The organism is Nocardia sp. NPDC058633, from assembly GCF_042717045.1.
GTDB lineage: Bacteria > Actinomycetota > Actinomycetes > Mycobacteriales > Mycobacteriaceae > Nocardia.
On sequence record NZ_JBHXRA010000004.1, the window covers coordinates 50683 to 76499 of the forward strand.

Sequence of the window (25817 nt, forward strand, 5' to 3'; positions counted from 1 at the left end):
AGGGACCGCCGGGCGAGCCTTTCCTGCCGATACTTGGTGAGCTCTACCGGGTGGCTACCACGATCTACTGGAGCTCCGACCCTGCCGCAGCGCGCCCGGTCGTCGTGCTCTGCGTTCCACCACCTCATGTGAAGCATGCCGTCATCCAGTTCGTCACCCGTACATCGAAACCAGTGCCGGGCGTCGAGCACCCCGCCGACCCCTCGCTGTGCCTCGATCGAGATGGTGTCTTTTCGACCTTGGGATCCGCCGAACCGCAGCTGTGGACACCTCACAACGTCGAACGTCTGGGCCTACTGCCAGAGCCGTATTTGACCCGAGTGTTGGATCGGTTCTCATGAGTAGCCCGCGTGACGAGCTGTTTATCAGCCGACGCTTGGGCCTCGCGGGCGTGGAACTGCTGTATGCGACCGTGAAGTCGGTGGCGATCAGCCGAAACTTTCCCCCACCGCCGGATGCGTCAATGTGGGATGAGACGGCTGTGGCCGAGACCGCGCACGACTTCGTCGTGGGCGAACGCGGCAACAAAAGACTGCTGGATCTTGCGCTCCGCTCAGTGGACGACCGCTCGTTCGCGCGTCTACTCGAGGCTGCGGTGGTGAACTTTCTCCGCGATATCGCTCGACGCACGGACCTTGGCAAACTCATCGTCCGGGTGAAAGAACTGTTGCGCGATGAGCAGGACTTCATAGCGGTGTCCGGTTCCGCCGACAGGTGGGCTTTAGCCGATGGGCCAGAGTCCCCCAGCACAGTGCCGACCAGCGATGCGGAGGCGGCCATCAGCACGATGGCGGTTGTGGTACCGAAGTGGTCCAGCCAACGACGTGACGCGCCGTTGGCTGATCGCGAATCGATGCTTGGGCTGATCAAGACGGTGCTAATAGCCGCTGCCGGCAGCCTCTCCGCCGCTGAAATCGCTCACATCCTGTCCACTCGACTCGACCATCGGCGAACACCGCTCACGATGTCGCTGGATGTGTGTGAACAAATATCCGAACCTGCTCACCCGGGTCCCGACCCTGCTACGTGGACTGTTGCCGCACTCCATGCCCATGACATCTTCAACACTCTCAGCGATCGAGAGCGAATCATCGTCGCGTCGATGGATAAGGGCGTCCGAGATCTCGGTCAACTCATCGATGCCGGTAAGACTCAAGCTGCGCTGCTACGGCAACGACTTCTCGATCGGCTCCACCGCGAACTCGCCGATGACGACCATGCCAGAAGCACTGCCGCCGCCCTCTGTGAGCTTTGCGACGATTGGACTGTAAACCGGACAACACCGACCGATGCCACGTCTAACAACAGTGCGCTCAACGAAAGGGGTGACCGCGAATGAGGGATGATGTCCACCCCCTGTCCACCGAACTACTGGCGATTTCACAGGATCCCACCAGCGTAGGAGCGTCCACGCTTGACCACATCCAACGCTGTGTAGCCTGCCGAGTCCGCCTATCACGCATCCAGCGCGAGCAGGGAGTCCCGGCCGCCAGCCATGACAGCATTCAACGCATCATCGACGCGTCCACACCACTGCCCGCGGTTCTGGCCGACCTGGTCTCGACCGAATACGACGCGGATCCTCAACCGAACGAAATCTGGCGTGTAGGCACAACAGAGGCACTACTGGTGTGGGTCAGAAGGACCTTCGATGACGGCATCGCCGATGTCGTGCCAGTTGTCCTCGACTCCGAGCTCGCCGACCAATACAGTCTCATCCTGGACGAGGCCTCGACACCACTGTCTGTAGAGATGGCAGCGATTGTGCCATTGCGCACCCATCTACCAACGCGGGTGTTTCTCAATCGGATCGCTACTGTTGGCATCGGGAACTCGATTGCCGAGGTCATGACCGCGATGCGCGAAGGGCGTCGACCCAGCGGTGTGCATGTGGGGTCGCCGATCTACGACGACGGCGATCAGCGTGTGGAGTTCCGCCAAGCTTTGCGAGATCTGTTGGCTGACCTCTCACCGAGCGCTGCGCCGTCGACGCCCGAGTCCGGGAAAGATGAGGTCGTCTCACGATCGGCGATGGAGAGGTCAGCACGCGAGGAGCCGCCGGATGATTTGCACGCTGTGAGAGCTGAGCTCGAGGACCGATTGACGGGTGTCCGTATTGCTCCGCTCAGTGGCATCAGCGCGTCGATCGGTTCAAGTATCTCTGTGAGATCCGTATTAAAGGTCCAGTACCTCGACACAGCGGTCATAGTTCTCGTTCTATCCCCTCCAGGGTTGACATGCTGGCCGGACTACACCGATCTGGCTGCGGCAGCCCAGAAAATCGTGCTCAGCGAACCCGATGCTGCAGCAGTGGCGATAATGCGCAATACCGAGGCGCTGCTGTTCACCTCGGCGAGCATGCGCACTGCGGTCGGGATCCCCAATGGCAACCCGGTCGGGCCGGTCCCCACGCTGAGTGGTCTGACATTGGTCGATACACTCTGTAAACATCTTGATGGCTCGGTGACCGTTTGGGATGTCACCGACGACTCAACCGATTCGGGCGCACGCACAGACTTTGCCGCCATCACATCCAGACATGCCGCGGTCGCGATGGCAGAAGTCGCCCGCCAGGGTGGTCGTGCGCTACAGCCCGCCAAGAAACTGGCGTGGCAGTCGCTTGACGAGAACTTCGAGCAAAAGGCTGCCGAATTCGTGACGTCGATTCTCGGCGACGGCGATATCGACGCCGCCTTAACGCGACTCGGGCTGGAGGGCGACAATGATTAGAAGTCTCACGTTGAAGAACTGGCGAAGCTATGCAGACGCAACCTTCAAGTTCGAGCCGGGAACCACATTCGTCGTAGCGCCGAATGGCATCGGAAAGACCTCGCTAGTTGAGGCGGCGCGGTGGGGTCTGTTCGGCATATCAACCGCTGATGGGCGCACTGCAGTAAGGGCTGGCGAAGATTCCGCGACGGTGACGGTGGAACTAGATCTGCCTGGTCAGCGGATACTGGAAATCGAGAGAAAGTTGTCCGGCAAGAATCGGGCTGCCAATTTCGAGCCAAACGTACGTTTGAATGGCGACGATCTGCCACCAGAGAAGCTGAATGTACTGTTGTGTAGCCTGTACAGCGCCGACCCAGAATTTCTGGCTGGTCTTACCATGCCGTCACGAATGCAGGGCCAACCCAACCCAATAGATGGTGATCTAGAGGAGCATCTCGGCCACTACTATGGGATCGATACACTACGCTCTGCGTTGGCCCGTCTGAATGGTATGAATAAAACTGTCGCAAGCAAAGTGCGAGGCATCAAAGCCGCGAACGCGAGCACGGCCAAGCAGTTGTTGGAACTGCAAAGCGAAGTCGACGTAGCCGCGCAGCGGATCGTTGCTTGCACCACCCGATACGAGACGCTGCAAGCGCGGGTAGAGGTCGCACGATCTCAGCAACGCTACGACATCGAGACGCACGTGTGGCGCGAGAGAAAAGACAATTGGACCACTGCGTTCGAGAGCATCACCGCAGCAATTTACGCTGAACTCGGGCGACCGGTCACAGTCGACAGCGTCGAGGCGACGCTTGAGGAAGAACTTGCCAAGTTACGCGATCGCGCCCAATGCATGCAGGTAGACCTCGCTGTATGTCGCGAGAAGTCGAACACGCTTGCGTTGAACCAGCAGCGACTGGATTCGGCGCACAACGACTGCCCTGTCTGCCGGCGGCCACTTGACGACACCACTGTCGAGACCGCTCACCAGACCAACCAACACGACATCGATGAACTTCAGCGCAGAATCGGATCTCTCGAAGCGTCCCAAACTGACACTGCGAACCGGCTTGAAATCGTGGTCGACCTTCAGCGACAGCTGAAACAAATCCCCCATCCGGGTCTACCGCCAATCGCGCGACCGCAGGAACAAGAAGATACTCCGCTCGCGGAGCTGACCAGCTTGACCGAAGACGCGCTCCACTCGTCGATGGATGCGCACTCGGACCATCAACACGCCAAACGTCGATTCGACGACGCACGTACCGCAGATCAAGCGATGCGCGAATTGGAATCGCTGTTCACCCGAGAAGCCAAGATTAAGATCGCCATCGAGACGACCAGGGCGACCCTCACCGAACTGCTCGATGACACCATCCGCCCACTTGCCGCAGAGATCAACCAGCGCTGGCAAAAGCTATTGCCCGATCGAGGACGGATAGACACCCACTCGGACGGCAGTCTCACCCGGACCGTCAACGGTCAGATTATTCCTTTCGAGGCCTTCAGTACAGGAGAAGGAATGACCGCGACCATTTTGGTGCGCCTACTCGTAGCGCAACTCGTCACCACCACTGACTTCTGCTGGTTTGATGAACCGCTCGAACACCTTGACCCTGACGTGCGACGAAATGTTGCCAGCATTCTTTCGCGGGCCGCATCTGGGCAGGGATCTCTCAAGCAAGTCGTCGTCACCACCTACGAAGAACGTCTCGCTCGAAGTCTCATTGCCCGAGACGGGCAGTATGTGCATATTGTCGACGTACGCAGGGCATGACGCCGAATGCCGTGGTGCGGTCTGTCGCCAGACGGAAGCAGTCCGCAGCAAGCGACGGCGGCGGGGTCTCTGGTCCGACTTCCACAGGTAAGCCGCAGCTCAACATCCGAGCGCGTTATTGCGGGCACACCGTTTCGGGCACTGAGACCGCCATCACGATAAATCCGTCACTGTTCGCAGCCTGTGCCAGCTGCGTCTGCTGCTGCTGGCCGAGGACCATTCCGCGGAACTCGATCCGGTTGCAGGGCTATTCCGCGAGGTAGGTGTGAGTTCACCTGCTGCTCAGCATTATGCGGTCAGTAGGCGGCTGCGAAAGATCGAGGTATCGAGGATGCGTGCTTGCCGCGACTGCTGGGGACCGGCGCCGTCGTCGGCGAGTCTCGAGATGTTTGCCGCAAGAGTGTGTGCGCGTCCGGGGCGCGACTTCCACCGCATGGCGGCCTGAGGGATCTTGTGGCGAAGTCGTTCCATGATCTCGGGTAGCGTGCCGCCGGCTTGTGCGGCAACGGTGCCGCCGGTACGGCGTTGATCGCTGGGCCGGAAATCCGGCCGCCCGATTTCGGCACACGGGTGGTTAACGATATGGCGGAGATCCACTCGCGCATGGTTTCGCCAGTGTCGGGGTCGGGGAACAGCAACGCTTCTGGTTGAGGGTCGACGTAGTTGTCGAGGTGGCCGCTGGATCTCGTTCGAGCGGGTGGCCGGGCGGGTTCCGCCCGATGTGGTCGTTCGACATCCACACAGTTGATCGCCGTCGGGACGTAACGGAACCTGTTTGCGAGCTATCACCGTGATGGAACCTCAACGGCTACAATCTCTTTCGAGTCCAAGGGGCGTGCGGGATGGCGCTATCAGTGATCTGTGTTCATGGAATGGGGAGTCGTGTACTCAGCGGAGATCAACCGTAAGCAGCCGGCGTTGTTGATGTTGCTGGTGGATCAGTCGTTCTCGATGTCGGAGCCCGCCGGGCAGGGGCAGGGCACGAAGGCTGATGTGCTGGCGCAGGCGGTGAACAACTTGCTCGGCAACGCCGTGCTGTTGTGCAGTCGTGGCGGCGAGCGGATCTACAACTACTTCGAGGTCGGGGTGGTGGGATATGGCGCGAAGATCGGGCCGATCTTGCATGGCGCCGATGCCGACCGGCGGGTATTGCCGGTCAAGGAACTGGCCGAGAATCCGCGCCGTGTCGACGCGGTGACCCGGCGAGTGCCCGACGGCGCGGGTGGCGTCGTCGCGGTGAGCCAGCAGATGCCGGTATGGGTGGATCCGCTGTCGGACGGCGCTACACCCATGGTGTCGGCATTGGCCTATGCCGAACCGGTGATCGAGTCGTGGTGCGCGGAGCATCCGTCGAGTTTCCCGCCGATCGTGATCAATGTCACCGACGGTGCCAGTACCGATGGCGACCCGCGCGACGCGGCCGACCGAATCCGTGGCCTGTCCACCGACGATGGTGCGGCCCTGGTGTTCAACCTCCATTTGTCGGCCTTCGGCGGGCAGGCGGTGACCTTCCCAGACTCCGCGGCGGGTTTGAGTGACCCGAACGCTCAACGTCTCTTCGAAGCTTCGAGTATCTTGCCACCGTCGATGCTGGAAGCGTCCGCTTCAGTGGGTTATCCGGTGCGTGCGGGATCACGCGGATTCCTCTACAACGCTGACGCCACGATGGTGATCGACTTCCTCGACATCGGCACTCGAGCGGTCACTCCGACCGGGCTGAAGGATCTCATGAACCCGACCGCCGATGACGCGGCTTCGGATGACGGTGACGATGCGGCCGATGATGACCACGACGGGAGTGCCCGCGCTGACGGCGATGAGCCGACCTGGTGATCGACCCGGAAACCCATTCGGGCACAGAGGACACGACAACAAGCTCTCCAGTGGCGCGCCTGGCTACATGGCACAAGGAAGGGCGTGACCCGGACGAGAACGATGATCGCGCGGTCGGCGGCACCGGATCGCGTTTTGCGCTCGCCGACGGCGCGTCGACCACTGCGCGCGCTGAGGAATGGGCGGAGCTGCTCGTCGCCGCCTACGCGATCAATGGCCTGGACATCTTGGAGCTCTGCGTGCTGGACGCGCTCAGGTCGCAGTGGCGGGAACGGGTCGACACGGCGGGCCTTCCCTGGTACGCGCGGGAGAAGTTGCGGCTCGGTGGCGCGGCGACATTCGTCGGGGTGGATATCGACGTGGCGCACCAGCGGTACCGAGCCATCGGGATCGGCGACGCGTGTCTGCTGCACCTGCGTGACAGGGAGGTGATCACAGCGGGTCCTCTCGATCATCCACGCCAGTTCGGTCGCACCCCGGCCCTGATCACCACACACACCGCGGACGCCTCCCACCGGGCGGCGCTCTGGGAACACGGCGACGGCTACGAGGATGGTGATCACATCGTGCTCGCCTCCGACGGTCTGGCCAAGTACCTGCTGGAACGGCATCGCAATGGCGCGCCCATCGACGTGGCCACGATCCCCGGTGACGACGACGAATTCCGGACATGGGTGGCGCACGCGCGCCGAGCGGGCATGGACAACGATGACACGACGATCTGCGCGGTGCGACTATGAGATTGCCGAGCCTGCTGAGCTACCAAGGCGCCGTAGCCAATCCACCGATCGCTTTCCGTAACGTCGACCTGCTCCGAACCGGTGAGCCCGTGCGCAACGCGCAGGGCATGCCGTCGGTTGCCTCGGGTGGGTTCGCGGCGACGTTCGCCATCGACAGCGCTTCGAAGCAACGCTTCGCGGTGCGCTGCTTCCACAAGCAAGGCCATGATGAGCGCCGACTGCGCGACCGCTACGAGCACATTCACCGGTTCGTCGCCGGCCATCCCGATCTGACGTTCCTGATCGACGCGGTGTACCAGGCCGACGGGGTCATGGTGAACGGCACCGGGTTTCCGACCGTGCGCATGCGGTGGTCGACCGGCGAAATGCTCGGCGTGTGGGTGGAGGACTGGATCGAGGGCGACCAGAATCCCGTCGCCATCGAGAAGGTGCGGGTCGCGATCGCGGACGCGGTCGCCGCATTGCGCGCCGCGGGCGCAGCACACGGCGACCTCCAGCACGGGAACATCCTTGTCGGCCAAGACCTTTCGATCACCTTGATCGACTACGACGGTATGTACATCGACACGTTCGCGGGCACCGGGTTACCGGCTATCGAACAGGGGCACCGCAACTATCAGCATCCCGGTCGTGGTGGCCGTTTCGACAGCGGCATCGATACCTTCGCGGCCGCGGTCATCGATGTGTCGCTGCGCGCGATGCGGTACCAGCCATCGCTGTGGGATGACTTCGGCGGTACCGGTGAGAACCTGATCTTCACCGCGCGGGACTTCGTCGACCCGGAGAACTCACCAGTGTTCGCGGCACTCGCCGGCATCGGTGAGGTCGCCGATGCTGCCGCTCGGCTGCAGCGGGCGTGTCGAACCGACTACGACTATGTCGAAGCCGTCTTGGCGGGGACCGGCGCGGGCGCACCGACTGCGGGTGATTTCGCACTGGCCCTCGGTCAGATCGTGGCAGGCGGGGAACGCGATGAGCTGCTGCGTCGCGCGGGTGAGACCATCACGGTCTACGGGAGAATCCAGTTCGGCATTGTCAACAAGGGGTTCGAGGGCCGCGATGTGGCGTTGCTCAACCTCGGTGACTATCGGCGGGGCGATTTCACTATCGTCGCCCACGACGACGTCGCAGGTCAGCTCTTCGACAAGTACGGCGAGTTCAGCAAGTATGGGAAACGACTCCTGTCGGACCTGAAAGGCTGGCAGGTCGCGATCACCGGCACCGTCGTGACCTACGTGAACAAGGGCGTGTATGTCCCTCAGATCGAACTCGTGCGGGTCGGCTTACTCCGAAATCTCACGGATCAACAGATCGCCGCGCTGAAATCCCCGCCACCGGCCGTTGCACCGGCACTACCCAGGCCTGCCAGGCCGACGAAAACCGCAGTCGTGCGGCCGAATTCGTCATCGGCGCAAGCCGCAACGGTCGTGCCGCCCACGGATCGTTCAGCGGCGCAGACACGCATGCAGGCCGAGTTGAGCAGGTTGTACGAGAACCCGGCCATGAGGGCGCGTCCCCCGGCGGCTCCGGTGCGAAGGACCTCTCCGTCGGATGCTCCGCCGAGGACGCGCAAACCGGACACCCCACCACCACAGCCACGGGCGTCGCGGCCCGTGCGCCCAGTCCACGCCACTCCGCCTGGACGGTCGGCGCCCGCCACACCGTCGGCGAACGCCCCGGATCGTCCTACGCCACACCATCGACCAGCTTTTCCGCCGCCGCCTCCCCGGCCACCACAGCCACGGTTACCTGCTCTGTGGCCCCCGCCGGTGAACTACCCGGCACGCCGGAGATCGTCGGTGCGTTGGGATTGGGTGGTGTTCGGGCTGGCGTTCCTCGGCCTGCTGACCCTGCTGATCCTGGTGGTCTAGGTGACGATCAACGCACGTGAATTCGCGGTGATCGTCCGCGAGCGGGACGGGAGTTCCGTCAAGAACAAGACCGCCGAGATCGCTGGCTATCAGATCGAGGGTCATCTGGTTCGTGTCAGTTACGCACGCGGGGGCACCTATCGCTACGGCAGGGACCGGGTCCACCTCGCGGGCCGCCCGCGACAACTGCCACCGGACCCGCGGACCGAGATCCTCGTCGACGGCCTGATCTGCGACAGTTCCGGTGGCGCTTACCATTTCGATACTCCCGACGGTGGCTGGTGGCACATCTTCAGCCAGGCTGGGGCCTTGCTTGCCTGCCCGACCAGCGAGGTCGAGATCATTCGCAACGGCGCGGCGAATCCGGAATCGGCTGCAGTACTGCATTACTGGCGCGAACTTGCGGGACTACTGCCCGCGGAGGGACGACTGCTGCGGGAAGGGCTCGAAAAGCTCACTTTCCTCCACCCGGACAGTGTGCTGCATCGGTTTCTCACCGGTGCCCGCGTGGACCAGCGCAAAGACGAGCCCGAGCCGCGCATCTACCCGTTCCACACCAATCTCAGTCAGCGGGAGGCAATCGACAAGGCGCTGCGATTCCCGATCTCGGCGGTCGACGGCCCGCCCGGTACCGGCAAGACGCAGACCATCCTCAACTTGACTGCCAATATTCTGCTCGACGAGTCGAAGACCGTGGCGGTCGTGTCCTCGAACAACGCCGCAGTCGAGAACGTGCGGGAGAAGCTCGATGACGTCGGGATCGGCTATGTCGCAGCCAATCTGGGCCGGTCGGATAAGCGGCGAGAGTTCCTCAGCGCAGCGTCGCAGGCAAACCGGAGCAGCCTCGTCGCGCGACTTGTGGCGACCGACGGGGTCGAGGTCGGCTCAGCCGCCGAGATCGCCACCCTTGATCGGCGGTTGCGCCGCCTCCAAGCCACACAGGGTGAGCTCGCCCAACGGCGAACCGAACGCGACGGCTACGTGCTCGAACGCCAACACTTCATGACCCATTTCGATCGGCAGTCGCTGCCAGATCCGCGGTTGTTGCCGGTGTTGCGATGGCCCGCGGACAAAATCCTGGACTACATTGCTGACACCGATCCCGAGTTGGCCCTGCCGGGCGCGTTACCCGAAGTCCTCGACAGGATCACCCATTGGATCAGGTACCGGTCGATGCGGGCGGTCGATGCCAGCGACGTCGAAGTCGTCCTTCGGCTGCAACAACTCTACTTCGACAAGAAGATCGCCGACCTCGACGCCGAGATCACCCGGCTTGCAGCCACATTGAGCTCGGCGAAGTTCGATGAGTTGACCGATCAGCACCGTGAGTTATCTCTGCTGTGGCTCACCGACCGCTTACGGCGCCGCTACGCCCAGCCCCGGCCGAGCACTTACAACCACAACTATGTGCGCGAGTGGAAGACGTTCAGCCGCGACTATCCGGTGATCCTCAGTACATGTCATTCCCTGCAGCGCAGCATCGGGACCGGCAGGATGCTCGACTACCTCATCATCGACGAAGCCTCGCAGGTGAATTTGCTCGAGGCCGCGAACGTGCTCGCCTGCTGCAAGAACGTGATTGTGGTGGGGGATTTGAAGCAGCTGGCCCATATTCCTGGTCTTGAGGCCAAGGATTGTCCGCCGCCACCGCACCCGGTGTACGACTTCCACCGGCACAGCATCTTATCCGCGTTCATCGAGCTGTACGGAGAAGCGCTGCCGCGCACCATGCTTCGCGAGCACTACCGCTGTGACCCCGACATCATCGGATTCTGCAACAGTAAGTTCTACAACGACGAGCTGATCACCTTCACCACCAGAGTTTCCGGCTGGGAATCGATGATCGTCGCGCGGACCGTCGAAGGCAATCACATGCGCCGCCACGTGGCCGGAAGCCGGTCCAACCAGCGAGAAATCGATGTGATCGAACGCGAGATCCTCCCTAAGTACTGTGAGGGCTTCGCGGCAACGGGCATCGGCGTCACCACGCCCTACCGCAAGCAAGTCAGCAAGGTGACCGACGCGCTGGTCGACGCGGTCGAGGCCGACACGATCCACCGGTTCCAAGGACGGGAGAAGGACGTGATCGTGATGACCACGGTGCTAGACGAGACGTCGTCGGACCCCGATGACAAGTACGGGCTCGGGTTCCTCGACGACCCGCAGAAGGTCAATGTAGCCGTCTCCCGGGCGAAAAAGCGCTTCGTGCTCGTCACCAACCATGACATGCTTCCAAGCAGCAGCAATCTGCGCGACCTCATTGGCTACATCGGCTACCGGAACCCGAGCAGCCCGGTTTTCGACAGCTCGATCGTCTCGGTGTTCGATCTGCTCTACCGGGACTACTCCGCGCGACTGCGTCCGCTCATATCCCGAATCCGGCGACGTTCCCGATTCCTGTCCCAAGACATAATCGCAACGGTGCTGGAAGAGCTTGTGCAGGAAGAGAATTACCTGGGTCTGGGCATCCGTGCAGAAGTGCTGGTCCGAAATCTGCTACCCGACACTACCAAGCTGACAGCCGCCGGGGCGCGGTACGTGAACAATCGGGCGAGCTTCGATTTCGTCGTGTTCAACCGTGTCACCCGCCGATGGGTCTGTGCGATCGAGGTCGATGGGTTCGAATACCACGAGAACGACCCGGTTCAGCTGGCCCGCGACGCGTTGAAGAACAGAATATGCGTCAAGTACAGAATCCCGCTGCTGCGTCTACCCACCACCGGTAGCGCCGAGATTCCCCGCATTCGAGCCGCTCTCGACAGGGTGCTCACACCCGGGTTCAACACTGGTGGGTTGCTGTGATGCCAGATTGTGCGCTGGTGCTGCTGATCGCCGCTAATCGCACATGCGGGCAGTAGTTTCGGCGATGACGAAGAAGCCGTCGAATGGGGGAGTGTCGGTCAAGGCTGTGGACGCGGGTTGGCGTACGAAGGCGCGGTTTCATCTGGGCTCGTTGCTCTGGTCGGCGGCTCTTCCTTGCCCACTGTAGGGCTGCTCGCCGGGGAGCGGTCGAGCTAAGAGAGCGCCCCGCGGAAGATTAATTCCAAATAGCTATGAAAATTTCTTGGGGGCGAGGTCTGGGCGTGGGTCATATCGGCGTCCGTCGGCGTGCAATATACATGCAATAGTCGTGCAATATACATGCAATAGTGCAGCCCGAAGTTGCCCATCGGAGCGTACTTCTGCTTGGTGGCTGCGGTGGGAAAAGTGCTGGTCAAGTGCCGATTGTTCGAGGTATAGGCCGGTTTTGGTGCGATGGTGTGTGCCGGTTCGAAACCAGCTGGGACCACACATAGTGGCTGGTCAGACATGGTTTTCATGTTGGCTAGCCATTTTCGTGCAATATACGTGCAGAAGCGCTACCCGCGAACCCGAGGCTTCCGGAGTTCGGTAGGCGATATGGAATCGAACGGTATGTGATTGCAGTCACATTAACTGTTTTTGCGGCGACGCTGAAACCTTCCTTGCACTCGGGGCCCGGCGTCTGTGTATCGGGTCGGGAAGAGAGCGATTGGTAGACCGAAATATGCCCGCTAGGCATCGGTGGGAGGCTCTGAGCTCCGCTAAGCAGCACTTACCGGAGGCCAGAAGGGGTGCCGAACCGAAGCCGGCACCGGAGGTTGCTGGCCTGGGCGCGTGAAAGTCCAACGAGGTCAGTCACTCACTGCCGCGACCGCCGGAATAATCAGCGGCACAAGTGCTTTCGATCTCGACGCCACGATCGCCACGTTCTGCCGCCGCGAAGGTCACGGGATCGCTCTGAGCGTCGACGAACGAGCCTGATAAGCCACCGTCAATGTTTGGCGAAGTCAATGCGCCCAGGCAGCGCCATCATCAGATCCTTTTTGAGTTCGACCTTGCGTTTCGGTGCTCGGATGACTCGGGTCCCGGTGACGAGGTCGTGGATGGTTCGCCTGCTGTTGGCGGGGGCAAGCGCGAGAACGCAGCTCGCCAGGAAGGTGCCGAACGCGGTCATCGCCACGATGTCGAGTGCGGTGGACTCGGGGTTGGAGCCGGAGACCGAAATGAAGAAGAACGGCAGAAAGATGATCAGCATGCGGACAGTGGCAGGACGCAGATCAAGGCGCGGGCGTGCCCAGGGATCAGCCGGGATGACACGCACGCCGAGTAGTCCTTTGCCGATGGTTTGGCCGTCGCGGCGTAGCAGCATGAACACTTCGAGCCCGATATAGGCAGTGAAGTAGCACGCCCACGCCGCGACGTCGAAGAGAGTGTCCTCGTACTCGGTGCCTATGACAGCCTCGGCGATCAAGACCGGAGGTGTCGCTGGAACAGCGAGCAGGAAGGTGAGCGCCAAGCAAACCGCCAAGTCGATCAGTCGGGCCGCGAGTCGGCGCCAGAACGGTGCGCTGAGATATGGCATCCACCCTCATCACATGAAACATCGATTATGTTGGCCAACGGACGTTTTCGACGAGCTGCCGTCCGACGCTAGCAAACTATCGACGAGCCGAAGACTGCTTTGGGTGGTACCCGTCAGTAGGTCGACGCGGGCTGTGTGGGCTGTCAGCTATTCGACAGACACCCTTGCCGGTTGCGTTGGCCTGGCCTCGATTTGTTTGACCGGCGGTCGTGCCGGGTACGTCTTCTGGTTTCTCGTCGTACCGACGGGCGGGCTGTTGGCGGTTGAGCTAGCTGGGCGGCGATGGGTAGTCCTTGAGACTGGGGTCAAACCAGTCGTTGGTTCTCGCCACGAACAAGCAACGGTTGAATGTTGCTGCTTCACGGTTGATTTGGGCTAATGGCTTCGAGTGGATACCGCAAGCTATCGCGTCTGTCGAGCATGAGTTCGATGAGCGGATCGACCAGGTCGTGACCGCGTCGGGTTTAGGAACGATGTTGGCCAGCCCACGAACGGGACGTCGGGTGATCGAGATCGTCACCGCGCGTGCGGTTGTCGAGGCTCCGTACCTGGCGATCTGGGAAGCGTTGGCAGCGAAGACCTTTCGGAGGAGACACTCGGGCACGCCCTCGGAGCTGCGCAGCGGGAGCTGGGGCGCTGGCGCGCGACTCGGCCAAGCCCGCTGATTTGGGATGTGAATCTGCCGTACACGCAAGTGTGCGCCTTCACCAGTCGGCCAGCGGTCGGCGTTGTCAGCGAAGGTACGGCCAAGGCGTGAACCCACTATCCGGCCATCGCGGGAGTCGAGCGCCTGTGGGCCGACTCGTCGAAGGCACGGCGCGCGTTGGTGACTCGACTCCACGCCGCGGTGGACACCGACGCCGAGCGTGTCGTGATTGATCGGGCTGTGGTGAGTACGGCCGATCTTGAGCGTGGCGACGGCGTGGCCAACAACGGGTGGATCGCGGTGTTGCAGGACAGCCAAGAGTGGTACCTGAAGCAAATGATCGTGTTCTTCGCTCGCGTGCTTGATCCAGCGACGACGGGCAGCCAGCCACGACCTTCTGTCGGCTTCCGGTACACGCGCTTCGGCGCATGCGCCGAGGACCTCATTTACGGTCGAAGTGAGGCCGTCCGGGGGAGCGAGTTCGGCGCGTGGCAGTTCGAGGCGAGCAGCGGCACGTACTGCGTTGGCGCGGGTCGCGAGTACGAAGCCTGTGGTCGAGTCGAGTGCCTCGAGGAGGTCGGAGAGCTGCTGAGCCATCCATGGGGCACGAGCGCCGCATTCGTCAAGGCCATCGCAGAGGAGTATGGCTTGTCCACAGTCGACAGCCCCGGCCATATGCTCCATGAGCGCTGCCCGCCGATCGGTGTCGATGAAGTCGGTGATCGCTACTTCGATCAGTTGGGCGATGGTGATCTGTTCGGGTCGCTTGTCGAGTAGGCGGGGCAACGTGACTCGGATAGGAATCGGTGCATGGGGATGCGTCAAGCAATGCGCGGTGATCTCCCGAAGTGCGACAGATTTGCCAGCGCCGGGTTGGCCTACAAGCAGCCCCAGGCATCCACCCGCGAGGTAGATCTCCTCCGTAGCGTGCTCCCGGGCCATGCTCCCGATGCTATGGAGCCGCGGCGACGCGATCGACGCGGAGGGCACCTTGTCGGTACCCACCGCTACTCTCGACGCAGCGAGGAGGAAACGTGACTGACCGTGAGGACCTCACCGTCCAGGAGCATGACTTTCAACGACGATGGCACCGAGTGCACATCGACCGGTTCGACGCCGAGAACGACCCGTCTGCCGGATCGTGGCGGGAGCGCCGGCTGACGCCGCACGCGGACGAGGCCCGGGCGTTCCTCGACGCCCTGGCGCGGTCACGCGATCTGAGCGCGTTCCAGGCCGGCACCGACCGCTGGATCCGGAGCTTCGAATCCGGATACGGCGGCACCGCCGGGCAGATGATCATCAACCAGATCAACAAGATGTCCCCGGATCCCGACGCCGCAGCGACCGTCTTGATCGACGCCCTATCGACTCCGGCCGACCTGGACGACGCCGTCGGGAAGATCCGGCGACTCGCGGACCATCTGCAAGAGATCCGCGTCGGTGCGCACCCGAGCCCGAAACGCGCACCCTTCGTCGCCTCCTACTACTGGGGCCTGGCGGCACCGCATCGGTGGCCCGTGGCCTGGCCGAAGACGGCGGAGTACCTGGGGTATCTCACCGGCAGGCCGGAGTTCGACGACCAGGGCGACCGATACGCCGAGCTCTATCGCTGCGCCACCGAGATCGACGGGTCGCCCGAGCGTTTCGAGCAGGTCGCCGCGTGGTGGTCGGACGAGCGACCCGCGGTCCTCGACGGTGTCCTGTGCGACCGCATCGCGTACCGCGAGGGCGCCAAGGAGCAGAACGACGAGCCCGCGCTGTACCGCGACAACGCATCCGCGCTGGTGGCCGTGGCCAGACATCTCGGCGAGTCCCTCGAGACTGCAGTGTCGGAGGCGGCCGGACGCACCCTCAAGGCGCACAAGCCGCCGGTGATGTGGGACTCGACCTGGCCGCGCGGCGATCTTTGGGCCGAGTGGCGGGTGCCGGACACCTACGGCCTGAGCGTGCGGGTCTGGCTCAACGCTCACGGACTCGCCATCGGACTGCGCCCCTATGCCGACGCCGAGACCGGCTCGACCGAGCGCGCCGTCGACACGATCGACCGGCATCCGATCGCCTGCTACGAGGTTCTCGGCGGCGGTCGGTCGCGAGAGGGCCGCGACGTCGGCTTCGTCGGCGGCGGAACCGGCGAGGTGATCTACGGACGCTGGTTCGGTCGCGTGGACCTCGACTCCCTGGATCTGTCCGCCGAGGTACACCGGACAGCGCGCGAGGTCGCGCCGCTGATGGCCGAGCTCAACGGCGACCTGGTCACGACCGATGAGGACGACACCGAACTCCCTTCGCTGGTGGCGGAGTTCAAAGCGAAGACCGGTTATCCGACGCCCGGCCACGAGCAGGACCGGGCCGACCGTCGCGACTTCGCGAAGCTGCTCGACCCCGAAGAGCTCCCGATCGTCGACCCCGCGGAACTGCGCCTGATCTGGAACACCCAGCGGTATGGCGGCACCGGTCCGATGTCGGTGCTCAACACCAGCATCCGAGACGCCGACGAGCAGGAGTACCAGCGGATCCTGAACACCTTCGAATACGTGTGCTGGGGCGACGATCCCCCGGCCGCGCGCATCAACCATGTGCTGGAGGAACCGTCGTTGCGGGTCAAGGGCTTCGGCGAATCGGTGATGATGAAGATGCTGGCGATCACCCACCCCGACCGGTTCATCACGGTGTATCCGTACACCGGCCCGCAGGGGAAGCTCCGGATGTCGAAGCTCCTCGGAATCGCGGCACCGGAGTCGTCCGGGCGCGGCGAGCGGCAGGTGGAATCGAACGACGCCCTGCGTGCACGCCTTGACCGTTACTTCCCCGGCGACCCGCTCGGCATGGGCCAGTTCCTCTACTGGTACGCCGAGCGGGAGCAAGAGCCCGTCGTCGAACCGTCGGTGGACCCGCTCGACGAACTCGCCGAGGAACTGCTCGTCGACCGCGCTTTCCTCGACGACGTGGTCGCCCTCCTCAAGGACAAGAGGCAGGTCGTGTTCTACGGTCCGCCCGGCACCGGGAAGACGTACTTCGCCCGCAAGCTCGCCGAGAAACTCGTTCCCGACGCCGCACGGCGCCCCATCGTCCAGTTCCACCCGTCCACCTCGTACGAGGACTTCTTCGAGGGGTACCGCCCCGAGACCGACGTGAACGGGGTGATGTCGTATCGCCTGCAGAAGGGCCCGCTGGCAGAACTCGCGGCCCGCGCGAGCAGTGCACCGGGACGCCGGCACCTGATGATCATCGACGAGATCAACCGGGCGAATCTGCCGAAGGTGCTCGGCGAGTTGCTGTTCCTGTTCGAGTACCGGGACACTCCGGTCCGCACCCTGTACCGCCCCGACGACCCGTTCGAACTGTCGCAGGACATCTGGTTCATCGGAACGATGAACACCGCCGATCGGTCGATCGCGCTGGTCGACGCGGCGCTGCGACGACGATTCCACTTCGTGCCGTTCTTTCCCGGCCACGGCCCCATGGCGGGCCTACTGGATCGGTGGCTGGAACGCGAAGGCGAACCGAAGTGGGTCGGCGAACTCGTCGCGCAGGTGAACGACGAGCTTGAAAGGGAACTCGGCGGACCGCACCTGCAGCTCGGCCCGAGCCACTTCATGAAACACGGGCTCACCGAGGATTCGTTACGGCGGATCTGGGAGTACGACATCGAGCCGTTCATCGAAGACCAGTTCTTCGGCGATGCCGGCCGCATCGCCCGGTTCCGGTTCGACCAGGTGTGGAAACACTTCAACGATTTGGCGCCCGAATCGGTCGTCGAGGGCAACACTCAGACGGTCTGAGGCCGACGATGATTCTGCGGGAGTACGAGTCGCGTGAAGTCGGACTGACGCGCGCTCAGGCCGAGTCGCTCCAGAACACCGGGTTCGTCGGCGTGGCACCGGCAGGCTCGGACCGGTGGCGCATCACCACCTCGTCGTACGTCGGAACGCTCGTCGTCGACGACGTCGAACTGCTGATCCGTCCGAAGATCAACCCGGAGAACCTCTTTCTGCTCCTCGAGCCCGGCTTGCCCTCGCGCGCCTGGCGGAGCGAGGCATTCGCGTACGACGCCACGTCCGATCTGCTGACCTCCATGGTGGCCTTCTACGCGCGCACGCTCGAGACCACGCTCGCGAGGGGCGTCTTGCGGTCGTACCGCACCACGCACGACCGCCACGTCGCACTGCGCGGGCGTATCGACTTGGCCGGCCAGTTCCGGCAGGCCGGACTCCTGACCCCGGTCGCCTGTACGTACGACGACTTCACGGAGGACGTCCTGGAGAACCGGGTGCTTCGCGCCGCGGCGCGTCGAGCGCTGCGGGTGCCGCGGCTCGACCCGAGCGACCGTCAGCGGCTGCAGCGACAGCTCGGAGCGCTGGCCGAGGTCGCCGACGTACCCGTCACGGCCGCGACCGCGGACGCGATTCATCTCACCCGGCTGAACGAGCACTACGCCCCGGCGCTCGGGCTGGCGCGCCTCGTCCTCGGGAATCTCACCCTCACCGATGCCGCGGGGGCGTCGTCCGCATCGTCGTTCATGGTCGACATGAACGATCTGTTCCAGCGCTTCGTCGGCGAACGACTCCGCCGGGAATTGCGCGGCCACCTGGAGGTGCTGGACGAGCCGACGATGTATCTGGGAAAGAGTAGCCAGGTCTCGATGCGCCCGGACCTCGTCTTCCGCGCCCTGCGGGAACGACGCGCGGTCTATGTCGGGGACATCAAGTACAAGATGACCGACAACGGGCGGGGACGGAGCAGCGACTACTACCAGTTGCTCGCGTACACCACGGCCATGGATCTCCCCGAAGGGATCCTGATCTACTGTCGGCACACCGACAACGAGACCGAACGGCGCACCGTCGTCGTGCGCAACGCGGGAACCAGACTGGTGGTGCGGGGCATCGATCTGAGCGGATCCGCCGAGAGCGTCGAACGGGAGATTGCAGCTCTCGCAGGCGAGATCAGGGCATCGCTCAGTCGTTGACACCGATCAGCTGTCGAGACCGGTGGACGTGGCAAGATCGAAAAAGCGGATGTCGCGGAGAACTGTGCCGCGTCCCCGACGAGGAGAGTCCCGTGTCTCACGTCATATCGAATGACGAAACGCCGATCGGTTACGGCAGGATCGGCGGGGACGGGCCAGTTGGACGCGGTTCTCGCCGGCTTCGAAGCCGAGGTCGGCGAGTTCATCGGCGATGAACCGGTATCCGAACTCGGGGTCGTCGGCGTGGATATCGAGCGCGGCGTTGATCAGGTGCGCGTCATCCCAATCACGTTGGGAAACCGGGTCTTTCATCCATTTGTAGAACGCTTGTTTCGAAATCTCTAATACCCGGCAGGTCACCGCGACCGGGATTCGGTCAGCGGCAAGATCGAGGACCATCGGATAGCTCATTTTGGGGGCAGCTCCCTGGCGAAGAGCGCCGCCGCTCGACGCAGGATCTCGTTTTCCTGCTCGAGGAGCTTGGTTCGTTTACGCAGCTCGCGGAGCTCTTCGGTCTCGGCTGTGGTCAGTCCTGGCCGGTCGCCGTCGGTGATGTCGGCTTTCTTGAGCCAGCCCGCGAGGCAGCTTTCCGAGATGCCGAAATCCTTCGCGATCTGTTTCAGCGGCGCTTGCCCTTGCGGGCGACGGCGATGACGTCACGACGGAATTCTTCGGGGTAGGGCTTGGGCACGGTGGTTCATCCTCTCACTGAGGAGACCCGCCGGTCTCCTCAGGTTAGGAGTCAACCAAACCCGGGGCAGTCCCGGCAGGATTGTGCCCCGAGCCCGACTCCTTGGCCGCGGTCTAGTGGCGGTCAAGCGCCGACTGGTCTGTCGCCTTGGCTGCGTACCTGTAGTGGTGGATTCGGAGAGTGTGAGCACGAAATGCTCACTCGCAGTGAGTGGCTTGCTGTGACTGGGATCACCTTGCCCTGTTGGAACCACTTTGAGTTCTGCCGCGTCCAATCTCTATGTAAGGCAAGAGATTCCGCTTCGCGGCCGTGCTGATTCGGCCGTGTGTTCGGTTCGATTCGATGGTTCGAATGACCCTGGTGAGACTTGCGTTTGACCAGGAAACGGGGAGGTTTCTATGTTGGTTGATCCTGATCGTCTGCGGTTGCTATCGAAGTCGATGGACACGATCGCTGTTGTGGCAGAAGGTCTTTCGATTGCCGATTCTCTGGTGTCGTTTTCGGCTTCTGCCGAGTCTGGGAACCCTGAGTCCCTGGTTTCGGAGGTGCTGGGTTCTGGGCTTTCGGTGTGTGAGGACGTCTGGTCGGGATTCGGGTCGCGGTGCCGACAGGTGTCGGCCGCCTCGCGTGGTGGCGCTTCGGACTTCGAGGTAACTGATGCCGAATTCAGTGATGCACTCAGGGCCGTGGCAGGTGCGTTGTGAGATCACGTGGACCGGGGGCGTCGAATGGTGCGGGGACTCCGACGTTGAGTCAGGTGCGCGATGAGTGGAAGCCGTGGGAGGTCGTCGACCTGGGGCAGCGGTTGCGGGAACGGAATACCGAGTTCGTCGAAGCTGCCGATTCTGCGGTTCAGAGCATCAGATCGGCGGGTTCGGAGTGGTCTGGTGACTCGTATCTGGCCGCGTACGACCGTATTGCAGGCGATCGGGATCTGGGGGTCCGGGCAGCCGGGGCCGTTGATGGCTTGGCGCAGCAGCTAATCGATGGTGGTGGCTCGTTGACCAGCTATCGGCAGGTGCTGCTGAGGCGGGTGGACGATGCGGTCGAGGCGGGCGCGAATATCAGCGAGGACTGGTCGGTCACCGGAACCGATCTGGCAGCAGGGGATTTGGAGTTTCATAGGTCGGGGATCAGTACTGGTCTGGCGGACTTGTTGACATCCCGATCGACTGTCTCGGAGGGTGCCTCGACGCTGGTCTCTGAGATCCAAACGCAGGCAGCCACCCTTACCGTCGGTGGTGGTGATGCCAGTTCAGGTAGTTCGGCGTTGTTGAACGGCCAGGCGATCGACCCCGATACCGTTGCAGCGGGTTCCCTGGGTGCTATCTCGTCCAGTGCTCTGCAGGGCACCCCGACGAACACCCAGAACTTGGCTACTGCTCAACAGCCGGGCCAGACCGCGGTTGCACCGACCGTGTCCGGGACCCTGATCTCCGCCGACGCGGGGAAATCAGTAAAAGCCACCGACGACGGCGCTAGCAAACCGGCAGATACCGGCGGCGGTTCGGGCAAACCGGCCGACACCGGCGCGGGCTCGGGCAAGGGCACCGATACCGGAGCTTCTAAAGGTGCTGGCGGGAATTCGACTTCAGGTGGTTCCTCGAGTTCTGCGTTCGACCCGAGCACATGGACAACCTCTGATTTGGTTTCGGTGCTGGGAGCGGTCAAGGGGTTCACTGGTGATTTGCCATCGCTTGTTACCAGTCTGTCCGGGCTAGACGACGACCTCGACGACATCATCAAGGCTTCAGCAGACGCGGCAGTGAAACTGGGCTTCGTAGACGGTACGACGGATTCGAGAAGCGCAACCGATAAGCCAACCGATACAAGCGCTGGTGACAAACCGGCCAGCGATAAGCCGGGCGCCGCGAAGTTGGTCAGCGATGCGCTGGCGAATGGGACACCGATCAGCGGGGCTACCGGGAGCGAAGGTAGCGGCTCTCAGTCCGGCGGTGCCAGCACCGAGCCCAGAAACGACGCCGCCGCAGATGGTAGCGGCCCAACCAAGACCGATAACGGCAATCGTCTCACCGCGCAATCCGGCAACAGTGGTTCATCTCAGACGGCGACGACCGGCAGTCTCGTCGGGTTGCCGTCAATCGGACGCCGTAGCAAAGATGACTCACGCCAAACCGCGCCGTCCATCATTGCGTCACCCGCTGACGAGGAGAACTCCTCTTTCGCCAATGATGAATTCTGGGCATCGTCGCGATAATAAAACACATGTCTATGTGGCGTGATCCTGGCTGTTGCGCCGGGCGAATTATATTAAACCGCCTCGATAATGAAGTAGCGGGAAGGCTTCGGCATGCACCCAGCTACGGAAAATTGGTCAATGTTTGGAGAATCCATGACTCCTCGCGAATCGCTACGCGATGACGACCTTAAAGACTTGCGAACTCGACTCTGTTCGGCTCACGAACCGATAGCGATTGACAAACTGAAACTTGCTAGTTCGCCGAGAGTACATGGCGTTGACATTCGGCACGTTCGAGAGTTGGTAGAGGTCGGAGCCGGTCTGCCGCCAATTATCGTCAACCGAGAAACTATGGAAGTGGTAGACGGGGCTCACCGGATAATGGCGGCGCGGCAGCGTGGCGAATCTGAAATCGATGTCTCGTTTTTCCGTGGCTCTGAAACTGATGCCTTCGTGCTTGCTGTCCATGTGAATGCCGAGCAAGGTCTGCCGCTGTCCCGCGAAGATCGCTTGTCGGCAACACGTCGAATACTTGATATTCATGCGATGTGGTCCGATCGAATGATTGCGGAGCTGGTGGGGCTGTCAACAAAGACTGTCGCGTTGATCCGGGCTTGTTCAACTGAGGCCGAGCCTCAGTTGAACAAGCGGTTAGGTCGGGACGGCAAGATGCGGCCAGTCGACAGTACAAATGCCAGGCTGCGTGCAGCAGAGCTATTCAAGTCAAAACCCAATTCGTCTTTGCGGGAAGTAGCCAGAGCGGTGGGGCTATCGCCAGCGACTGTCAAAGACGTAAAGAATCAACTAACGCACGATGGGCCGCCCCTTACTACCAAGCAGGGGTCCAGTCTTGATAGCGACACAGCGTCTGTCGCGATGGTCGATGTTTTGCTGAACAGTCTTCGCCGGGATCCGTCGATTAGATCGAACGAAGATGGTCGGGCGCTACTTCGACTGTTCGTGGGCACAGTCGAACATCGATACGGCAGTCGATCAATTCAGGCTATTCCGGCACATCAAGTATCGGCCGTGGTTCAGGTCGCGAAGGTATGCGCCATTATGTGGCAGGATTTTGCCACTCAACTTGCAACCCGTGACTCGCGATCGTAACGTCCTTGGGTTAGGCATTCTCAGGCCGTGGATGTGGTCGCCATGTTCAGCGTTGAGGATCTTGCGATCGCACAGGTCCGAGTCGGCTTGGGGGCCAAATCTTGAAGACAGTCTTCCCTCGGACGTTGTCGAACGGGACAGTGCCCTGCAGGTCGTCGCCGACGTGGGCCCTCGAGTCTCGCGACTCGTTGCGGTTATCGCCCATCATCCACATGTGACCTGCTGGCACGGTCACTGGTCCGAATACTCGACCGGCCGGGTAGACGGTGTTGGGCCGGTCGGTGTACCAGGGGTGGTCCTTCTTGATGTAGGGCTCATCAAGTGGCTTGCCATCGACCATTACCCGGCCCTGGGCGTCGCAGCACTGTACGGTCTGTCCGCCGACGGCGATGACCCGTTTCACCAAATCATTCTCGTCGGGCGGGACTAAACCAAAGTAGGAGAGAAAGTTCTGCATACCGCGGACGACTGAATTATCGGAACGCACCGATTGGTAGTGATCGTTCCATGACGGCGGACCTACAAAAACCACGACGTCGCCCGGCTTGGGATCGCTGCCGTAGTAGGTGATTTTCTGCACGTAGATGCGGTCGCCAATGAGCAGCGTGTTCTCCATCGACTGTGATGGGATCACGTACGGCCTGCCGACGAATGTCACCATCAGCGCCGCGATCACCGCCGCGATCACGACCAGCATCGGCAGTTCCTGCCAGAACGGGCGTTGCTTCTTGTCGCCGCGCTTTTTGCGGCGGACCTTGCCTTCGTCATCCGAATCGGACACCGACGCCGACCTGCTTTCGTCTGTCACGACGAACAGCGTAGCCCGGTCGCAGGCTTTGAGCCAATTCTGAGATGGGCTGTGGCTGTGGAAGCTCGCCGGTCGCGATATCGAGCATGGCCATCGCTGATTGGGGTGAACCGAGCCGACCGCGGTTGGGTCTGATCTATGCCGTGACCATGAGCAGGTTGGTGCGGAATCAAGACGGGAGTCAAAGGTCTCGCGGGTTGAGCATCCATTGATCAATCGAAGTGGCCCTGAAATAGTTGTTTGTGAGCGGACCGCTGAATGGTTGCTATTTAGGAAATTCAACCGTTTGTGGTGGTGCTGAAGAATGGCATCTATCCGCTCTGACGAAAAAGTGATCGATAGGGGAGAGAAATGATTCGGAAGCTTGGCGGTACCACTCTCGTGGCTGCTGCGATCGTTCTGGGCGCAACAGGGATTGCTTCGGCTGATTACAGCGCGCCGTACGATACCTGGGAGCAGTGCGACGCTGACCGACTGGTAGTCGCAGGCGAGATCAACGGAGTCGTTACCGACTGTCTCCGTGGTGATGTATTCGGTCTCGATGGTTCCAAGTTCTTCTTCAACAAGCTGTATCACTAGGCCGCAGATGCAGTAGCGTCACTGTCGGAATTTTCGTCATGGCGCGTCTCGGTGGCAATCCGGAGTATCTGTAGGCTGTGGTGCTGTCACCCAGCACGGTTTGCGCCGGGGCGATTCGTGTCCCGGCGCAAACCCAGCTTCGCTGCGGTTGCCCCCTTCTAGTCGTCAGCAGTTGGTTCGCCAATCTGAGGCCAAGCTGTCACTGCTCTGTGCGATCGACGCGCCATACTCATATATGGCGCCATCATCAATACTCTGCGCGGCGCGTATCGAATTCCGGGAATACGATAAGCGTGCTTGCGCTGCGCAACTGGAGGTTTACGAGCTTCCGCGAGTCGTCAGAACGGATGCACATCGCAGATGTCGGCGGATGTTGCCCTTAATGAGGTCGGTGTTGGTCGTCCGGCGAGTGCAGCCTGGATCTGCGGGTACGCTGCAGGTACGGCTACCGCTGTCATTTTCGATCAGTGCGAGATGATGCCCGAGGACGGGGTCGTCATGAACACCCCAGCCGGTGCAACCTGCGTCGCGCTCGACAACCCCAGCAACCGGGTTCCCTGCCCCGGTGAGGCACGTGTATACCCTGGAATGGCGTGAGCGGCTGCGGCCGGTAGACTTCAGTCACCCGTACCGAAATCGATTGGGACACAGTAGTGATTGTGGCTGAACGGCTGTCATTTTGGCTTGGGCTCATCGCTTGCTTGGCGCTGTTGGTTTCGGCGGTGGAGATTGTACGAAGCTCAGGTTCTGTTCTGGTACTGATTCTTGCCGTTGGATCGGCGACGCTGCTGGCGGTCAGCCTTTTCCGCCGGTCTCGGTTCTACCCGGGAGCCGAGTCGGCCAGTGTCCGTGGGAGTGGTAAGGACGCTCGATGAGCTAGGAGATCACCCAACTATGGTGATCTCGCCAGACGCCCAGTTTCGATGATGACGGACTTCCGTCACACGAAGCTGGGCGTTTTGCTCTCAGTCGAGTGACTGCCTGTCTCGGCAACACGACCCCGGTCCACAGGAGCGAGGGCTAACTGGGCGGATTCAACTGGTCGACGCAACGTTTCGTTGTTGAAGCGATTGTGGATGTTGCTCCATCGCCTCGGCCGGCGTGCGCCACCCGAGGACCTTCCGCGATCACGCTGCACCGCGACAGTCCAGCGCACGCGAAGGAATTCCTCACGACGGGCTCGCGATCGCTGGGCATGATGGTCACCGACTACGAGGCCACCCTGGCCGAGCTCGTCACCGACCTGCTCGCCGAACAAGTGCCCTGTGTCGACGCCGCGGAAACCGCGGCGATCCTGGTCGCCCTGACCTTCGGGCTCGAGTCCGGCATCACCGACCCCGACACCACTGTGGACCGGCTGCGCCGAGCGGTGCGCCTGATCATCGGCGGCCTGACCGTGCCCGGGCACTGAGACACCGCTCTGCGAGCCGGGGGCACCGGCCGACATCGGTGAAGCCTCGATCGCTGTCGGCACGCCGACCAGTCCGACACCCG

The 25817-nt window shown here is 62.1% G+C and carries 16 protein-coding genes and 1 pseudogene; 14 read left to right on the forward strand and 3 right to left on the reverse strand.

What is annotated here, in order from left to right:
• Positions 1-337: 337 nt before the first annotated feature.
• From ACFWUR_RS06100 to ACFWUR_RS06130, 7 genes are all read left to right on the forward strand, one after another.
• Positions 338-1339, forward strand: a complete 1002-nt coding sequence (locus tag ACFWUR_RS06100; RefSeq protein ID WP_378902659.1) for a hypothetical protein — start codon at positions 338-340, stop codon at positions 1337-1339.
• The gene (locus ACFWUR_RS06105; protein WP_378902662.1) at positions 1336-2730 is read left to right on the forward strand and encodes a hypothetical protein; all 1395 of its coding nucleotides are present in this window, start codon (positions 1336-1338) and stop codon (positions 2728-2730) included. Before ACFWUR_RS06100 ends, ACFWUR_RS06105 begins: the two co-directional genes overlap by 4 nt.
• A gap of 10 nt (positions 2731-2740) precedes the next feature.
• A complete protein-coding gene (locus ACFWUR_RS06110) occupies positions 2741-4492 on the forward strand; it encodes an AAA family ATPase (protein WP_378902665.1) in 1752 nt (583 codons plus the stop codon).
• Between the two features lie 867 nt (positions 4493-5359).
• Complete coding sequence (locus tag ACFWUR_RS06115) at positions 5360-6325, forward strand: VWA domain-containing protein (protein WP_378902668.1); 966 nt, start codon at positions 5360-5362, stop codon at positions 6323-6325.
• A gap of 50 nt (positions 6326-6375) precedes the next feature.
• On the forward strand, positions 6376-7065 hold the full coding sequence (locus ACFWUR_RS06120; protein WP_378902671.1) for a protein phosphatase 2C domain-containing protein: 690 nt from the start codon (positions 6376-6378) through the stop codon (positions 7063-7065).
• Positions 7062-8936, forward strand: coding sequence for a hypothetical protein (locus tag ACFWUR_RS06125; protein ID WP_378902674.1), 1875 nt, complete (start codon positions 7062-7064; stop codon positions 8934-8936). Before ACFWUR_RS06120 ends, ACFWUR_RS06125 begins: the two co-directional genes overlap by 4 nt.
• Positions 8937-11738 carry an AAA domain-containing protein gene (locus ACFWUR_RS06130; protein ID WP_378902676.1) on the forward strand — a complete coding sequence of 934 codons (2802 nt, stop codon included), beginning with the start codon at positions 8937-8939 and terminating at the stop codon, positions 11736-11738.
• A gap of 991 nt (positions 11739-12729) precedes the next feature.
• On the opposite strand, the gene ACFWUR_RS06135 is transcribed toward ACFWUR_RS06130, so the two are convergent.
• Positions 12730-13320 carry an RDD family protein gene (locus tag ACFWUR_RS06135; RefSeq protein ID WP_378902679.1) on the reverse strand — a complete coding sequence of 197 codons (591 nt, stop codon included), beginning with the start codon at positions 13318-13320 and terminating at the stop codon, positions 12730-12732.
• 847 nt (positions 13321-14167) lie between these two features.
• Between ACFWUR_RS06135 and ACFWUR_RS06140 the strand changes: the two genes are divergently transcribed.
• From ACFWUR_RS06140 to ACFWUR_RS06150, 3 genes are all read left to right on the forward strand, one after another.
• Positions 14168-14743, forward strand: coding sequence for a hypothetical protein (locus ACFWUR_RS06140; protein ID WP_378902681.1), 576 nt, complete (start codon positions 14168-14170; stop codon positions 14741-14743).
• A gap of 257 nt (positions 14744-15000) precedes the next feature.
• Positions 15001-17748, forward strand: coding sequence for an AAA family ATPase (locus tag ACFWUR_RS06145; RefSeq protein ID WP_378902683.1), 2748 nt, complete (start codon positions 15001-15003; stop codon positions 17746-17748).
• A gap of 8 nt (positions 17749-17756) precedes the next feature.
• A complete protein-coding gene (locus ACFWUR_RS06150) occupies positions 17757-18935 on the forward strand; it encodes an McrC family protein (protein ID WP_378902686.1) in 1179 nt (392 codons plus the stop codon).
• 162 nt (positions 18936-19097) lie between these two features.
• Here ACFWUR_RS06150 and ACFWUR_RS06155 read toward each other — a convergent pair.
• A pseudogene (locus ACFWUR_RS06155) lies at positions 19098-19626 on the reverse strand (transposase); the annotation flags it as partial.
• A 398-nt stretch (positions 19627-20024) separates the two neighbouring features.
• Between ACFWUR_RS06155 and ACFWUR_RS06160 the strand changes: the two are divergent.
• The 3 genes from ACFWUR_RS06160 (at position 20025) to ACFWUR_RS06170 (ending at position 22936) form a co-directional block, all read left to right on the forward strand.
• Positions 20025-20330, forward strand: a complete 306-nt coding sequence (locus ACFWUR_RS06160; RefSeq protein WP_378902689.1) for a hypothetical protein — start codon at positions 20025-20027, stop codon at positions 20328-20330.
• 44 nt (positions 20331-20374) lie between these two features.
• Positions 20375-21844, forward strand: coding sequence for a hypothetical protein (locus tag ACFWUR_RS06165; RefSeq protein WP_378902692.1), 1470 nt, complete (start codon positions 20375-20377; stop codon positions 21842-21844).
• 135 nt (positions 21845-21979) lie between these two features.
• The gene (locus ACFWUR_RS06170) at positions 21980-22936 is read left to right on the forward strand and encodes a hypothetical protein (protein WP_378902695.1); all 957 of its coding nucleotides are present in this window, start codon (positions 21980-21982) and stop codon (positions 22934-22936) included.
• Between the two features lie 46 nt (positions 22937-22982).
• On the opposite strand, the gene lepB is transcribed toward ACFWUR_RS06170, so the two are convergent.
• On the reverse strand, positions 22983-23744 hold the full coding sequence (lepB, locus tag ACFWUR_RS06175) for a signal peptidase I (RefSeq protein WP_378902698.1): 762 nt from the start codon (positions 23742-23744) through the stop codon (positions 22983-22985).
• Between the two features lie 1774 nt (positions 23745-25518).
• On the opposite strand from lepB, the gene ACFWUR_RS06180 reads away from it, so the two are divergent.
• The gene (locus ACFWUR_RS06180) at positions 25519-25734 is read left to right on the forward strand and encodes a hypothetical protein (RefSeq protein WP_378902701.1); all 216 of its coding nucleotides are present in this window, start codon (positions 25519-25521) and stop codon (positions 25732-25734) included.
• Positions 25735-25817: the final 83 nt, after the last annotated feature.

Coding starts and splice junctions, on each gene's coding strand:
- ACFWUR_RS06135 (WP_378902679.1), bottom strand. CDS start 13,320: ATGCCATATCTCAGCGCACCGTTCTGGCGCCGACTCGCGGCCCGACTG.
- ACFWUR_RS06125 (WP_378902674.1), top strand. CDS start 7,062: ATGAGATTGCCGAGCCTGCTGAGCTACCAAGGCGCCGTAGCCAATCCA.
- ACFWUR_RS06105 (WP_378902662.1), top strand. CDS start 1,336: ATGAGGGATGATGTCCACCCCCTGTCCACCGAACTACTGGCGATTTCA.
- ACFWUR_RS06180 (WP_378902701.1), top strand. CDS start 25,519: ATGATGGTCACCGACTACGAGGCCACCCTGGCCGAGCTCGTCACCGAC.
- ACFWUR_RS06160 (WP_378902689.1), top strand. CDS start 20,025: ATGTTGGTTGATCCTGATCGTCTGCGGTTGCTATCGAAGTCGATGGAC.
- ACFWUR_RS06150 (WP_378902686.1), top strand. CDS start 17,757: ATGATTCTGCGGGAGTACGAGTCGCGTGAAGTCGGACTGACGCGCGCT.
- ACFWUR_RS06100 (WP_378902659.1), top strand. CDS start 338: ATGAGTAGCCCGCGTGACGAGCTGTTTATCAGCCGACGCTTGGGCCTC.
- ACFWUR_RS06170 (WP_378902695.1), top strand. CDS start 21,980: ATGACTCCTCGCGAATCGCTACGCGATGACGACCTTAAAGACTTGCGA.
- ACFWUR_RS06115 (WP_378902668.1), top strand. CDS start 5,360: ATGGAATGGGGAGTCGTGTACTCAGCGGAGATCAACCGTAAGCAGCCG.